The organism is Streptomyces violaceus (assembly GCF_036014075.1).
In the GTDB taxonomy this organism is placed as follows: domain Bacteria; phylum Actinomycetota; class Actinomycetes; order Streptomycetales; family Streptomycetaceae; genus Streptomyces; species Streptomyces violaceus.
This window is the reverse complement of record NZ_CP107911.1, coordinates 1184566-1198643: the sequence shown is the minus strand read 5'-3', so window position 1 is coordinate 1198643 and position 14078 is coordinate 1184566. Positions and strand designations below refer to the sequence as shown.

The window sequence follows — 14078 nt, the reverse complement described above, 5'->3', positions numbered from 1 at the left end:
CGACCGCAGCGCACTCGCACATGCCGGTGTCGCGGTTCTGGAGCCACCTGGACTCACTGGAGTCGGAGGCGGTGCACATCATCCGTGAGGTGGCGGGCGAGCTGGAGAACCCGGTGCTGCTCTTCTCCGGAGGCAAGGATTCCATCGTCATGCTGCACCTGGCGCTGAAGGCCTTCGCCCCGGCGCCGGTCCCGTTCCCGCTGCTGCACGTGGACACCGGGCACAACTTCCCGGAGGTCGTCGCCTACCGGGACCGGACGGTGGCCCGGCACGGGCTGCGGCTGCTCGTGGCCGACGTGCAGGGCTACATCGACCGCGGAGTCCTGCGCGAACGCCCGGACGGCACCCGCAACCCTCTCCAGACCGTCCCGCTGACCGAGGCCATCCGGCAGCACCGCTTCGACGCGGTGTTCGGCGGCGCACGCCGGGATGAGGAGAAGGCGCGGGCCAAGGAACGGGTGTTCTCGCTGCGGGACGAGTTCTCGCAGTGGGATCCACGCCGCCAGCGTCCCGAGCTGTGGCAGCTCTACAACGGCCGTCACGCCCCGGGCGAGCACGTGCGGATCTTCCCGTTGTCCAACTGGACCGAGCTTGATGTGTGGCAGTACGTCCAGCGCGAGCGGATCGAGTTGCCGGAGATCTACTTCGCCCACGAGCGGGAGGTGTTCCGGCGCTCCGCGATGTGGCTGACAGCGGGGGAATGGGGCGGGCCCACCGCGTTGGAACCGGTGGAGAAGCGTCTGGTCCGCTACCGGACGGTCGGGGACATGTCCTGTACCGGCGCGGTGGACTCGGACGCCACGACCGTCGAGCAGGTCATCACGGAGATCACTGCCACCCGGGTGACCGAGAGAGGCGCCACGCGCGCCGACGACAAGCTCTCCGAAGCGGCGATGGAAGACCGCAAGCGCGAAGGGTACTTCTAGAAATGGGGACGACCACCGAGCAGACCGCCCAGAGGCCGGCGGACACCACCACCCTGCTGCGCTTCGCCACCGCGGGCTCCGTCGACGACGGCAAGTCCACGCTGGTCGGACGGCTTCTGTACGACTCCAAGAGTGTGCTGGCCGACCAGTTGGAGGCCGTCGAGCAGGCGTCCCGCAATCGCGGCCGGGACACCCCGGACCTCGCGCTGCTGACCGACGGTCTGCGCGCCGAGCGCGAGCAGGGCATCACCATCGACGTGGCGTACCGCTACTTCGCCACCCCGCGGCGCCGGTTCATCCTGGCCGACTCCCCGGGCCACGAGCAGTACACCAGGAACATGGTCACCGGCACCTCGACCGCCGAACTGGCCGTCGTCCTCGTCGACGCCCGCAAGGGGGTGGTGGAGCAGACCCGCCGCCATGTCGCCATCGCGGCTCTGCTGCGGGTCCCGCACGTGGTGCTCGCGGTGAACAAGATGGACCTCGTCGGATACGAGGAGTCGGTGTTCGCGCGGATCGCGGTGAAGCTGACCGCGTACGCGGCCGAGCTGGGCCTGCCGGAGATCACCGCGATCCCGATCTCCGCGCTGGCCGGGGACAACGTCGTCGAGCCGTCCGCGAACATGGACTGGTACGGCGGCCCCACCGTCCTCGAACACCTCGAGAGCGTTCCGGTGAGCCGCGACCCGTCCGGCCACCAGGCGCGCCTCCCGGTGCAGTACGTGATCCGGCCGCAGAGCGCCGAGCACCCCGACTACCGCGGGTACGCGGGCCAGATCGCCGCCGGCAGCTTCCGCGTCGGAGAGTCCGTCACCCTGCTGCCCTCCGGGAGCGTGACGACCATCGCGGCGATCGACGCCCTGGGCGTCCCCGTCCCGTGCGCCTCGGCGCCCGAGTCCGTGACCGTCCTGCTCGCCGACGCCCTGGACGTCTCGCGCGGTGACCTGCTCGTGCCGACCGGGGCGGCCCCCGAACTCACACGCCGCATCGAGGCGACGGTGTGCCATCTGCATGAGCGGCCCCTGGCCGTGGGGGCTCACGTGCTGCTCAAGCACACCACGCGTACGGTCAAGGCGGTAGTCAAGGACCTTCCCTACCGGATCGACACGGCGCACGGCCTGGCGCGCCGCCCCCGGCCGGAGTCCCTGACGGCCAACGACATCGCGACGGTCGTGCTGCACACCTCCGAGCCGCTCGCCATGGACGGATACGCGCACTCGCGCCGCACCGGATCCTTCCTGCTGATCGACCCGGCCGACGGGACCACGCTGGCCGCGGGCATGGCGGGCGCCGCGTTCACGGACGGCTGCGGGGGAGGGCTGTGACCCGGCCGGTGTACGACAGTCCGCGTACGGCCGAGTCCACCGCGACGGCCGAGTCCACCGCGACGGCCGAGTCCGCGACGGCGTCCGAGTCCACCACGACGGCCGGCGTGCCGCCGGACCTGGTGCGCGCCTTCGCCGTCCCGCCCGCGCTGGAACTGCGGGGGGTGTCCAAGTCCTTCGGCCACCCCGGCGGCGATCAGCTCGTGCTCGACGACATCAGTCTGGCCGTCGCGCCCGGCGAGTTCGTGTGCCTCCTGGGCGCCTCCGGCTGTGGCAAGTCCACCCTGCTCGCCCTGGCGGCGGGGATCGACGAGCCCAGCGCCGGAGCGGTCTCGGCGGTGGGCCCGCGCCCCGCGCTGATGTTCCAGGAGCATGCCCTGTTCCCCTGGCTGACCGCCGGGAAGAACATCGAACTGGCACTCAGGCTCAGAGGAGTTCCCCGGCGCGAGCGCCGGCCCGAGGCCGAACGCCTGCTGGGGCTCGTGCGCCTGAGCGGCGCGTACGGCAAACGGGTGCACGAGCTGTCCGGCGGCATGCGCCAGCGCGTCGCGCTGGCCCGCGCCCTGGCCCAGGCGTCACAAGTCCTGCTGATGGACGAGCCGTTCGCGGCACTGGACGCGATCACCCGCGACCTGCTGCACGAGGAGCTGATCCGGGTCTGGCACGAGTGGAACCAGCCCGCCACCGACTCCCGCAGTCTGTCGGTGCTCTTCGTGACCCACAACGTCCGAGAGGCGGTGCGGCTCGGCGGCCGGGTGGTGTTGCTGGCCTCCCGGCCCGGCCGGATCGCCCGCCAGTGGCGCATCGACCTGACCTACCCCAGGCGTCTGGAGGACGAGGCAGTGGCGGAGAAGGCGAAGGAAATCACCGAAGAGTTACGCAAGGAAATCAGCCGTCATGCCCGGAGCTGACACCAGACGGTCGCGGAAGGCGGCCGACGCCCGGACCGTCCTGCCGGACGCCCCGCGGGACGGCGTCGACCTGGACGGGCTGAGCACCGGGCTGGACGCTCTGCAGAGTACACAGCACAAGGGCGGCGCCCGACTGGGCGGGCTGCTGCTGGCGCGCGTACTGCCCCCCGTGGTGGCCATTGTCCTGATCCTGGCGGTCTGGGAACTGGTCCACCTTTCGGGGGTCAAGCCGGACTACGTCCTGCCCGGCCCGGGCGCGGTGTGGGACGCCCTGGTGGAGCAGTGGTACCTGGGCACCACCCTGGGCGTGATCGGGCAGAGCGTCTCGCGCGGAGCCCTCGGCTTCCTGGCGGCGGTCGCCATCGGTACACCGCTCGGGCTGTTCGTGTGGCGTGTGCGCCCCGTCAGGACCGCGATCGGACCGATGCTGACCGGGTTGCAGTCCCTGCCCTCGGTGGCCTGGGTCCCGGCCGCGGTCATCTGGTTCGGCCTGACGGACACGGCCATCTACGCGGTCGTGCTGCTGGGTGCCGTACCGTCCGTCGCCAACGGGCTGGTGGCAGGCATGGACCAGGTGCCGCCGCTGTTCGTGCGCGCCGGGCGGTCGCTGGGCGCACGGGGCCTGCGGGGAGTGCGTCACATCCTGCTGCCCGCCGCCCTGCCCGGTTACCTCGCAGGGTTGAAACAGGGCTGGGCGTTCTCCTGGCGTTCCCTGATGGCCGCCGAACTCATCGCGGGATCACCCGAGATGGGATACGGCCTGGGTCAGATGCTGGAGAACGGGCGCGTGGCGCAGGACATGCCCCTGGTCCTCGCGACGATTCTGCTGATCCTGTGCGTCGGCATCAGTGTCGACCTCCTTGTCTTCGCACCATTGGAACGGTACGTGCTGCGTACCCGCGGGCTGCTGGAGCGTGCGCCGTGAACGGTCAGAACGTCTTCGAGAGTGAGGGCATCACCGCCGGAGACCTGCGCGGCCTGCGCTACTTCCTCGCAGTCGCCGACGAGTTGAGCTTCGGCCGGGCCGCCGTGCGACTGCACATGACGCAGCCCGGACTCTCCCAGGGCATCAAGGCGCTGGAGCGCCGGCTCGGCATGCCGCTGTTCGAGCGCGACCGGCAGGGCGTCGCCCTGACGGCGGCGGGCCGGGTGCTGGAGCCGAAGGCCCGGCAACTGCTGGCCCACGCAGAGGAGTTCGATCGCTTCGCCAGTGTTCTGGCAGGCCGTCACAACGGGAAGCTCACCCTCTCCTACTCCCGCTCGGGCGGCATCGGACTGGCATCCGAACTGACCAGCCGATTCCGTGAGCAGTACCCCCACATGACGGTCGAGACCGCGACGGGCCACACCCACTCGAACGTCGAGCGGATCCGGATGCGCACGATCGACGTCGGCTTCATACGGCCACCGATCGACGGCGACGACCTCCAGTGCTCCGTCATCGCCTACGACCAGGTGGTCGTCGCCTTTCCCGTCGGCCACCCTCTCGCGGACCGGCCGGGCGTTTCACCGGCGGACCTCGCCGGGGAGCGGCTGGTGTTCTTCCCGCGTGAGCGCAGCGGCCTGTGGGAGTCCATCCTCGGCGCGGTGTACGGACCTGGTGCCGCGCCGGAGATCAGCCGCCTGGAACCCGACGAGGCCCACATGCTGGCGGCCGTGGCACAGGGCGCGGGCATCACGCTGGTCACTGAGCCGTCGGCGGCGCTGCTGGCCGTGCCGGGCGTGGTGTTCAGGTCCTTCACCGTGCCGGTCGTCGTTCCGATGGCGCTGGCCTGGCGGAAGGACAACGCCAATGCCGCCCTGCACACCTTCGTGTCGTTCGTTCACGGTGCCGTCGCACCGGCCGTGCCTGCTTCGTCCCCTCCGGACGCCGTCGGTGCCGCGCGGGGGAGACACGGCCGGCCGTCGGACGGTCCGAAGGTTTCCCGGATCCCCCACACCCCGGCTATGCGGGAACTGCGGCCGTCCGGTGCCCGGCGGTGAACGGCGGGCGGATCTCCAGTGTGCAGCACTTGACTCCGCCGCCGGCCTTCAGCAGCTCGGACAGGTCCACGCCGATGGGGTGGAAACCGTGGGCGCGCAACTGCTCGATCAGTCCGGTCGCGGCCTGTGCCAGAACCACGTTGTATCCGTCGCTGACCGCGTTGAGGCCGAAGACCGCCGCATCGGCGTCGGACGCGGTCAGCGCGTCGGGAAACAGGTCGCGCAGCACCGCGAGACTGCCGGGGGAGAACGCGGAGGGGTTGTACATGATCTGGTCGTCGTCGAGCACGGCGAGAGCGGTGTCGAGGTGGTAGTAGCGCGGATCGGTCAGCGTGAGGCTCACCACCGGGCGCTGGAAGAACTCCTGAGCCTTCAGGTGGCCCCCCGGATCGGAGCGGAAGCCGCTGCCGGCCAGCAGCCAGCGGCCGGTGACGAGATAGTCGCCCTCGCCCTCGTTCACGTGGTCGGACTCGCGCACCTCGGGGAAGCCGTTTGCGCGGAACCACGCGGTGTAGGCGGGCCCTTCGGCGGCGCGCTCCGCGTTGCGGAAACGAGCGGCCAGCACCCGGCCGTCCACGACAGTGGCCCCGTTCGCGGCGAAGACCATGTCCGGCAGACCGGGCAGGGGATCGATCAACTCGACGGTGTGTCCCAGCGTGACGTACAGGTCACGCAGTTCCTCCCACTGCGTGACGGCCAGCCGCTGGTCGACCGGTTTGCTGAGGTCCATCCAGGGATTGATCGAGTAGGTGACGTCGAAATGGGTCGGCGGACACATGAGGTATCGCCGCCTGCGGAACACACGCGAGTGCTGATCGAGCATCAGGGCTGCCTCCGGCGTGCTTACGAAATTCCGGTACGGAGCAATGTGCACGTTTCTCATTCGGGAGTGCACTTAACCAGTGGCGCACGAAAGCCGAGGCCCTGTCCAATTCCTTCTCCTAATCAGCTCATAACGCGGCTCTATAGCGCGATCAGGCGAGGTGAGCTGTTTTCAGGAACCGCTTGACAGGGAGCTCTTCGCGCTGCGAAGGTCACAGTAAAAGTCTCATATGGCATGGGAAGGATGGGGTGTGGGAAAAGCATCAGCTCTGTCGAACAGTGAAGTCGTGTCAGTTTCCGATGCACGCATAGAGGCGGCCCTGGATGCCGGTGATCCGGATATCGGCACGCTGTGGGAACTGTGCATGCTCTTCGAGTTCGACCGCGAGGAGACTGCCGACGGAATAGCCAAGTGGCTGGGCCCGGCGGAGGGCCTCCGCATTCTCGACTGCGCCTGCGGAAGCGGCTTTCCCGCCCTGGAGCTCATCCGCCGCGGTTATGACGTGACCTGCACCGACGGCAGCGAACTGATGCTGACGCACTTCCGTCGCAACGCCCGCCTCGAGGGCCTCGACGTGCGGCCCGAGCTCATGCTGTGGGAGGACCTCCCGCGCCGGCATGCCGAGGGCTTCGACGTGGTGATGAACCGCGGTGGGGGCAACTACATCTACGCCGGCGCCTGGGACGACGAAGGGCTGGCCGACCAGGCCGCGATGGCCGAGGCCATCGGACAGTGGGTGGCCTGCGTGCGTCCCGGCGGGCGTTTCTACGTCGACATCACGCGCGCGGCGGACCTGGAGCGGCGCGAGGACCAGTCGGTCGTCCACCCGACTTTGTTGATCGGGCAGCACACCGTCGACATCGCCGAGACCATCTCGATCGACCGGTCCACGGGTATCCGCACGTGGTCGAGCAGGCTGACGGTGGACGGTACCCCGTGGGAGTTCCAGCGGCGGTCCCGCTACCTGCGCCACGACCAGCTCATCGAGATCCTCAAGGGCTGCGGCCTCGCCGACGTGCGCAAGACGCCCGTCGCCGGCGAGTACTACGACATCTACACCGGAGTGCGTACCTGACATGAAATTCCGGTCTCTGCACCCCAACCTCCGCATCCGCATCGTCGTGGGATCCGTGCAGCGCTTCCTCCACGTCATGGTCATGCCCTTGATGACCGTGTTCCTGGCCGAGCGGTTCGGTGTTGCGGTGGCGGGTGCGTTGGTCCTGGCCATCGCGGTGTGCGAGGTGTCGGGATCGCTGATCGGTGGCTACCTGGCCGACATCCACGGCCGCCGTCCGCTGCTGCTGGCGGGCGAGGCGGGTGTCGTCGTCGCGTACGTGACGATGGCGGCCGCCGCGATGCCCTGGTGGGAGAACGCCGGCGTCATCTACGCCGGCTTCCTCGCCGGGAGCCTCGCCTCCAACCTCGCGGTGCCGGCGAACGACGCGATGGTCGTCGACGTCAGTACCCCCGAGTCACGGCAGTTCGTCTACACGATCAACTACTGGTCGATCAACCTCGCCCTCGCCTGCGGCGTTCTCATCGGCGGCTTCCTGTACGGGGGTTACTTCCCCCAGATGCTCGCGGCCGTCGCCGTCGGGTCGCTCGCCGTGCTCCTGGTCACCTTCTTCAAGATCGACGAGACGGCTCCGGCCGGTGCGGTCTCGCAGAAGAGCGAGTCGGCGCGCGCCTACGTCCGCAGCTTCGCCTCCGGCTACCGCGCGGTCCTCGCCGACCGGCTCTTCTCGGCGCTGCTGATCGCGGCCACCCTGCGGATGGCCATCGAAGTACAGATCAACTACTACATCAACGTACGGGTCAGCGAGACCTTCGAGGAACAGCGGCTGTTCAGCTTCGGTTCCTGGGACGCGACCGTCAACGGAGTGGAGATCCTCGGCATCCTGCGCGCCGAGAACACGCTCCTGGTGGTCCTGCTCGCCCTGGTCGTCCACCGGCTGCTGCGGCGGATGAGCGATGGGCCGCGGCTGTACGCCGGCGTGATCCTGTTCACCGGTGGCTACATGGTGATGGCCGTGTCCGGCAACGGCTGGTTGCTGCTCCTGGCCATGCTTGTCCTCACCGTCGGCGAGCTGCTCAACGTACCCGTGCAGCAGACCATGCTGGCCGACCTGGTCCCCGAGCAGGCGCGCACCAAGTACATGGCGGTCTTCAACCTCAACGTCCGCCTCGCCCTGCTCATCGCCTCCCTGTGCATGACCCTCGGAGCGGTCGTCTCGCGCTGGGGTATCGCGGCGCTGTACGGCGTCTTCGGCGTCGTGATCATCCTCAAGTACCGCACCGTTCTGGTCGCGCGCGCCCGCGAACGGGCCGCGCTCGACGGGGAGGGCTCCGAACTCGTGGGGCGTCCGGCACAAGACTGAAAGGGAAACACATGGATTCGTCGCGGACGGACAGCCCTGTCGTGGACGTACTGGGTGTGGGGTTCGGCCCGGCCAACCTGGCACTCGCGATCGCGGTAACGGAGCACAACGAGACCGGCGGCGGAGCGCCGCTGACCGCCGAGTTCATCGAGCGCAAACCCGCGTTCGACTGGCACGGCGGCATGCTCATCGAGGGCGCCACCATGCAGGTGGCCTTCCTCAAGGACCTGGCGACCCTGCGCAATCCGGTCAGCCGCTTCGGCTTCGTCCCCTACCTGCACGCCCGGGACAGGCTGGTCGACTTCATCAACCACAAGGTCCTGTACCCGTCACGGGTGGAGTTCCACGACTACCTCTCCTGGTGCGCGGGCCAACTGGACCACCTGGTCCGCTACGGCCACGAGATGCTCTCCGCCCGGCCGGTCGCCGAGGACGGGGTCGTCAGCCACTTCGAGGTCATCGCCCGCGACGAGGACAAGGGCGAACTGGTCGTCAGGAAGGCCCGCAACCTGGTGCTCGCCCCGGGCCTGGTGCCTCGCATGCCCAGCGGGCTCGAGGTCTCCGCGCACGTGCGGCACAGCTCGACCACGCTGCACGACCTCGCGAGGCTGGACGCGTCGACGCGCCTGCCTCGCCGGTTCGTCGTCCTGGGCGCGGGGCAGAGCGCCGCCGAGGTCGCCGACCATCTGCACCGCGCCTACCCGGCCGCCGAAGTACACGCGGTCTTCTCCCGGTTCGGCTACAGCCAGGCCGACGACAGCCCCCTGGCCAACAGGATCTTCGACCCCTCGGCCGTCGACGACTTCCACAGCGCGCCGCCGCAGGTGAAGAGCTCGCTCTTCGGCTACCACGCCAACACCAACTACTCCGTCGTGGACGTCGACCTCATCGAGGAGATGTACCGCAGGATCTACCAGGACAAGATCGCCGGTGTCGAGCGCCTGCGCCTGCACAACGTCTCGGAGATATGCGACGTCCAGGAGTCCGACGACTCCGTGAAGTTGACGGTCCATCACCTTCCCTCCGGCCGTACCACCGACCTGGAGGCCGATCTGCTGGTGTGCGCCACCGGCTACCGGGCGGCCGACCCGCTGGACCTGCTCGGCCCCGCGGGAGACCTGCTGCGCCGTGACGCGGAGGGCAGGCTGCTCGTCGAGCGCGACTACCGGGTCGCCACCGCGACCGAGGCCGACGCGGGCGTGTACCTCTGCGGAGCCACCGAGCACTCCCACGGCATCACCTCCTCACTGCTGTCCAACGCCGCCGTACGCGCCGGCGAGATCCTCGACTCCGTGCTGGAACACGCCGGACGCGCAGCGGACCCGGCCGTCGCACGGCAGGACTCCGCCCCGGTCAAGGCGTACTGACAGCCGACCAGGACCGATGGACGCCCCACAAGCGCGTGCTGAGAGAACGAGAGGCACATGATCAGGACGTACCGTATCCACGAAGAGAACGCGGCCCCGGAGTTCGGCATGGCCTGCCAGCGCCTGGTGCCCTGGGCCGGACAGGACGAGGAGCCGCCCTTCGGCGCCATGGCCTGCTTCCTTTCCGCGGGGGACAGATCCGCACCCGACTGTCATGATCAGGACGAGGTGATGATCACCTTAGGCGGCCGGGGCACGGTCGACGTCGGCGAGGAGAGCGCCGCCATCGACGCCGGCACGGTGCTGGTCATTCCCCGCAACCAGGCCCACGTCGTGCACAACTTGGGTGACACCGGCCTCAGCTGGGTCTCCTTCTACTGGCCCCTGCACGAGCCGAAGAACGGGGAGGAGGCATGAGCGCCTCCACCCTTACCTGGATCACCGCGACCCCGCCCACGCCCAACGGCGAACTCCACGTGGGTCACATGGCGGGCCCCTATCTCGCCGCCGACGTGCTGCGCCGCTTCACTCTCGCCGAGCGCGAGCGCGTCCTGATGACCAGCGGCCTCGACGACCACCAGAGCTACGTCGCCGTGCGCGGGGAACTCGACGGACACACCGGAGAGGAGGTCGCGGACATCAACGGCGAGCGCATCACCCGTGGTTGGGAACTCGCCGGAGCCGACTTCGACCGGCTGATCGCGCCGCGCCGCGACCCGGGATACGCCGAGTTCGTCCAGGCGTTCTTCCAGAAGCTGTACGACACCGGAGTCCTGGTGCCCCGCACCCGGCCGCTCCCTTACTGCGCGCCCTGCGACCGCTGGCTCTACGAGGCGTACGTCTCCGGAGGCTGCCCGCACTGCGGCAGCGGCTCCAGCGGCAACGCCTGCGAGCCGTGCGGCCGGCCCAACGACTGCGGTGACCTCATCGATCCGCACTGCGCCGTGTGCGGCGCGACGGCTGAGCTGCGCCCCCAGACCCGCCTCTACCTGCCGCTGGCGCCCTTCGCCGACCGCCTGGCCCGCTTCTGGCGCGACACGCCGATGCCTCCGCACCTGCGCGCACTGTGCGAGCGGATGCTCGGGGACGGCATGCCGGAGATCGCGGTCAGTCACCCCTCCCAATGGGGTGTCCCGGTGACCGTGCCCGGCTTCGAGGACCAGCGGATCTTCGTCTGGTTCGAGATGGCGCCGGGGTACCTCCTGCAGTGCGATCCCGACTCCGCCCGGCCCGGTGTCGGGCCCGTCCAGTTCTTCGGCTTCGACAACGGCTACTTCCACGCCGTCCTCTTCCCGGCGCTGTTCATGGCCTGGGACCCGGAGATGCCGCTGGCCAGGGCGTTCGTCGTCAACGAGTTCTACCGGCTGGAGGGAAAGAAGTTCTCCACGAGCCGCCGCCACGCGGTGTGGGCGCTGGAGGCGCTGAAGGAGGGCGGCGCCGACGCCCTGCGCTTCCACGTGCTCCGTGACCGGCCCAACGGCCGCCAGACCAACTTCAGCCGCGGCGACCTCGTCCGGGCTCGCGAGCACCTCGACACCGTGTGGAACGACTGGCTGAACCGCCTGGTCCAGGCCCTGCGCGCGGAGACGGGCGGCGTCGTCCCGGCCCAGCGACCGGCCGGGGCCGGCGGCTGGGATTTGCTCGAAGCGCGCCTCACCCGTCTCTGCGGCGAGCTGCGCGAGGCCTACTCCGTCGAGGGGTTCGACACCCGCCGCGCGGTCGATCTCCTCGACGAAGTCGTACGCTGCGGGGCGGACTTCGGACATGTCCACAGCCACGAGCGGGAACGCCCCGCGGGCCGCGACGCGTATCGGGCTGCCCTGAGCGGCGAACTCGCCGTGGCATCGGCGCTGGCCGCCTGGGCGGCCCCGGTCGTCCCCGTGGGCGCCGCCCGGCTGAGCGAGGCCCTGGGGTGGGACCCCGCGCGGCGCGTGGACGCGGCGGCGCTGGCCCCGCCCCCGGCGGGGACGGTGCTCACGCTGCCGGACGGCCCGGTGTTCGGGAGCTGACGGCCGATGCGAACACGGGAAGTGCGCCGGCGCCCCCGGGTTGCCGTGGTGGGCCCCTTCAGCGGGCCGCGCGCCGCCTGGGGCGAACTCCTGAGCGGTGCGGTCGACTCGGTGCGCCGGGCCCCGGTCGAGTGGGAGTTCTTCGACGACCGGGGTGACGCGGAGCAGGGCGGAGTCAGGGCGTGCGAGGTCGTCACCGACGGCGGGTTCGCCGCGGTCGTCGGCCACTTCAACAGCCTCGGTGCCCGCGACGCCCTGCCGGTCTACCGGGAGCACCGGCTGCCGGTGCTGCTGCCGCTCGCCACGGCCCCCGGACTGCTCGACGGGTCCGACGGCCTCGCGCTGAGGTTGTGCTCCGACGATGCCGGGCAGGCCGCGGCCGTGGTGGCGGCCTGCCGCGAGCAGGGGTACGAGTGCCTGGACGTGGTGCACGACGGTACCGGCTACGGGCTGCGGCTCGCCGGACTCCTTCGGGAGGCCGCCGAGCCGGAGCTGTCGGTGGGTGTCCACTCCGAGTGGCGTACGACCCCGGGGGCGGCGGTCGCGCTGTGCGGTGTCCACCACGGGGCGGCCGCACTGCTGCGGAGCCGGGCGCCGGTGGATCCGGGACAGTGGATCGTCGCGACCGACGACTGCGACATACCCGAGTTCGCCGAGCTTGCCGGGGCCGCGGTCGAGGGCGTACGGGTCGCGCGGCTGACCGGAGGACCCGCGGCACGGGTCGTGGCGGCCTGCGCGGCGTTGGCGGGAGCCCTCGGCAAGCATCCGGAGCGCCGTGGTGAGCGGCTGGTGGAGACCGTGCGGGGCGAACTGGCCTGTGCGCTGGACGCCCGAGGTGAGCCGGTGAACGGCTCGCCCGGCGCCGGCTGGGAGGTGCTGCCCGTCGCCGTCCCTCCCACGCCCCGGGATTCCTTCGACGTGGCAGTGGTCGGCGCGGGCGTGGTCGGCAGGGCGACGGCGGCCGAAGTCGCGGAGCGGGGACGGTCGGTGGCGCTGCTGGACGGCGCTGGAGACGCCGCCAGCACGGTCTCCGGGGCACTGGTGCGAGCCTACGAGGCCGACACCGCCGAACGGGCCCGGGGGATCAGATCCTTCCAGCTTCTGTGGGGTCGCGAAGAGCGGGCGGCCACCCATGGGTTCCGCAGGACCGGCTCGCTGGTCCTGTTCGGGCCCGGGGGCAGGGCCGCCGCGGACGAGGGAGTCTCCGACCTGGTCGCCGGGGGCCTTGCCGCCGAGGTCCTGGACATCGACGACGTGACCCGCCGCTGGCCCCTGATCGAGGGCGAAGGTCTCGAGGGCGCGGTGTGGGAGCCGGGCGGCGGGTACGCGGTGGCGGCCGTGGCGCTGGCCGCGATGGCGGACCGGGCCCGCCGTGCCGGGGCGCACATCGTGCCCGGCCCGGCGGCGCGGACGCTGGCCGGCGACGCCGGTTCCGGAGTCGACGTGGACGGTCGGCTGCACGCGGCGGCGGCGGTGCTGGCTGCGGGCTGCGGCACGCCCGAACTGCTCGGTGAACACTGGCCGGCCGGGCACACCGCCCGCACCAAACGCATCCAGTACGTGATATTCGAGCGGCCGGACGGGACGGGGAGCGCCCCGTTCCCCGCGCTGGTCGACCTGACCACCGGGATGTGGGCACGGCCCGACGGCCTGGACGCGGTACTGGCCGGATTTCCGGTCGAGGAGTGGGACGTGCCGCCCACCACCGACACCGCCCTGACGGCTGCCCAGGTCGGCCTTCTCCGAGAACGGGTGGGTCCGCGGCTGCCGTTCCTGACCGCGGCGAGGGCGCTCACCAGCGTCCGCGGCCGCGATCTGTACGTCAGTCCGGCAGCTCTGCTGGGACCCGTGCCCGGCCTTCCGCACACCGTGGTGGCGGCGGGCTGGTCGGGCTCCGGTTTCAAGTCGGCTCCGGCGGCGGCGGAAGCGGCGGCGGAGCTGGCTGCCCGCGCTCGCCCTGCGGGCGGCCCTCCTGCGCGGGCATGGACCGACGCCACGATCGGGGGCAGGTCGGACGCGGCAGCCATGGCCCAGGCCGATACGATGAGTGACGACCGGGGCGGGTCGGCCAAGGGTACTGAAGACCCCGAAACGCTCCCGGCGGGCTGACGGGGGCAGACGGAAGGCAGTCGGCGAGGGTCGGGAGCTAGAGGCTCCCCGACCCTCGCCATTTGCGTGTGACCGCTTCTGACCAGGTCGGATCGAGTCGCTTCCGTTCGTGGCCGGATGGGCGAGTTGGTTATCGATCTGTCGTACGAGACCTCATGCCAGAGCAGGACGCTCAGCGTATGAGTTTGTCAACTGCCCACCGCACATGATGCGCTGGCGACTACTGTCAGTGGCCGTCGGGAAACAG

The 14078-nt window shown here is 70.4% G+C and carries 12 protein-coding genes; 11 read left to right on the top strand and 1 reads right to left on the bottom strand.

The window, feature by feature from the left end; genetic code table 11:
• Positions 1–20 precede the first annotated feature (20 nt).
• The 5 genes from cysD (at position 21) to OG542_RS05380 (ending at position 5145) form a co-directional block, all read left to right on the top strand.
• Positions 21–926: a sulfate adenylyltransferase subunit CysD gene (gene cysD / locus OG542_RS05400; RefSeq protein WP_328417775.1), complete on the top strand. Its 906-nt coding sequence runs from the start codon at positions 21–23 to the stop codon at positions 924–926.
• A 2-nt stretch (positions 927–928) separates the two neighbouring features.
• On the top strand, positions 929–2251 hold the full coding sequence (locus tag OG542_RS05395) for a sulfate adenylyltransferase subunit 1 (protein WP_328408672.1): 1323 nt from the start codon (positions 929–931) through the stop codon (positions 2249–2251).
• Between the two features lie 107 nt (positions 2252–2358).
• A complete protein-coding gene (locus OG542_RS05390) occupies positions 2359–3162 on the top strand; it encodes an ABC transporter ATP-binding protein (protein WP_311130459.1) in 804 nt (267 codons plus the stop codon).
• Positions 3149–4087 (top strand): ABC transporter permease, encoded by a 939-nt coding sequence (locus tag OG542_RS05385; protein ID WP_311128845.1) that lies wholly within the window; start codon positions 3149–3151, stop codon positions 4085–4087. Before OG542_RS05390 ends, OG542_RS05385 begins: the two co-directional genes overlap by 14 nt.
• On the top strand, positions 4084–5145 hold the full coding sequence (locus OG542_RS05380; RefSeq protein WP_328408670.1) for a LysR family transcriptional regulator: 1062 nt from the start codon (positions 4084–4086) through the stop codon (positions 5143–5145). Before OG542_RS05385 ends, OG542_RS05380 begins: the two co-directional genes overlap by 4 nt.
• Here OG542_RS05380 and ddaH read toward each other — a convergent pair.
• Entirely contained in the window at positions 5108–5968 is an 861-nt protein-coding gene (ddaH, locus tag OG542_RS05375) for a dimethylargininase (protein WP_311128847.1), read from the bottom strand. The two genes, OG542_RS05380 and ddaH, sit on opposite strands and share 38 nt — an antisense overlap.
• Positions 5969–6254: 286 nt before the next feature.
• Here ddaH and OG542_RS05370 point away from each other — a divergent pair, with 286 nt between their 5' ends.
• The 6 genes from OG542_RS05370 to OG542_RS05345 are packed head-to-tail and all read left to right on the top strand — an operon-like array spanning position 6255 to position 13831.
• On the top strand, positions 6255–7043 hold the full coding sequence (locus tag OG542_RS05370; RefSeq protein WP_311128848.1) for a class I SAM-dependent methyltransferase: 789 nt from the start codon (positions 6255–6257) through the stop codon (positions 7041–7043).
• Position 7044: 1 nt separating this feature from the next.
• The gene (locus tag OG542_RS05365; protein WP_193477195.1) at positions 7045–8346 is read left to right on the top strand and encodes an MFS transporter; all 1302 of its coding nucleotides are present in this window, start codon (positions 7045–7047) and stop codon (positions 8344–8346) included.
• Positions 8347–8357: 11 nt separating this feature from the next.
• Complete coding sequence (locus tag OG542_RS05360) at positions 8358–9713, top strand: lysine N(6)-hydroxylase/L-ornithine N(5)-oxygenase family protein (RefSeq protein ID WP_328408667.1); 1356 nt, start codon at positions 8358–8360, stop codon at positions 9711–9713.
• A 57-nt stretch (positions 9714–9770) separates the two neighbouring features.
• Positions 9771–10130 (top strand): cupin domain-containing protein, encoded by a 360-nt coding sequence (locus OG542_RS05355; RefSeq protein ID WP_328408665.1) that lies wholly within the window; start codon positions 9771–9773, stop codon positions 10128–10130.
• Positions 10127–11722 carry a class I tRNA ligase family protein gene (locus tag OG542_RS05350; RefSeq protein ID WP_328408663.1) on the top strand — a complete coding sequence of 532 codons (1596 nt, stop codon included), beginning with the start codon at positions 10127–10129 and terminating at the stop codon, positions 11720–11722. The genes OG542_RS05355 and OG542_RS05350 overlap by 4 nt, the downstream gene beginning before the upstream one ends.
• A 6-nt stretch (positions 11723–11728) precedes the next feature.
• A complete protein-coding gene (locus OG542_RS05345) occupies positions 11729–13831 on the top strand; it encodes an FAD-dependent oxidoreductase (protein ID WP_328408661.1) in 2103 nt (700 codons plus the stop codon).
• Positions 13832–14078: the final 247 nt, after the last annotated feature.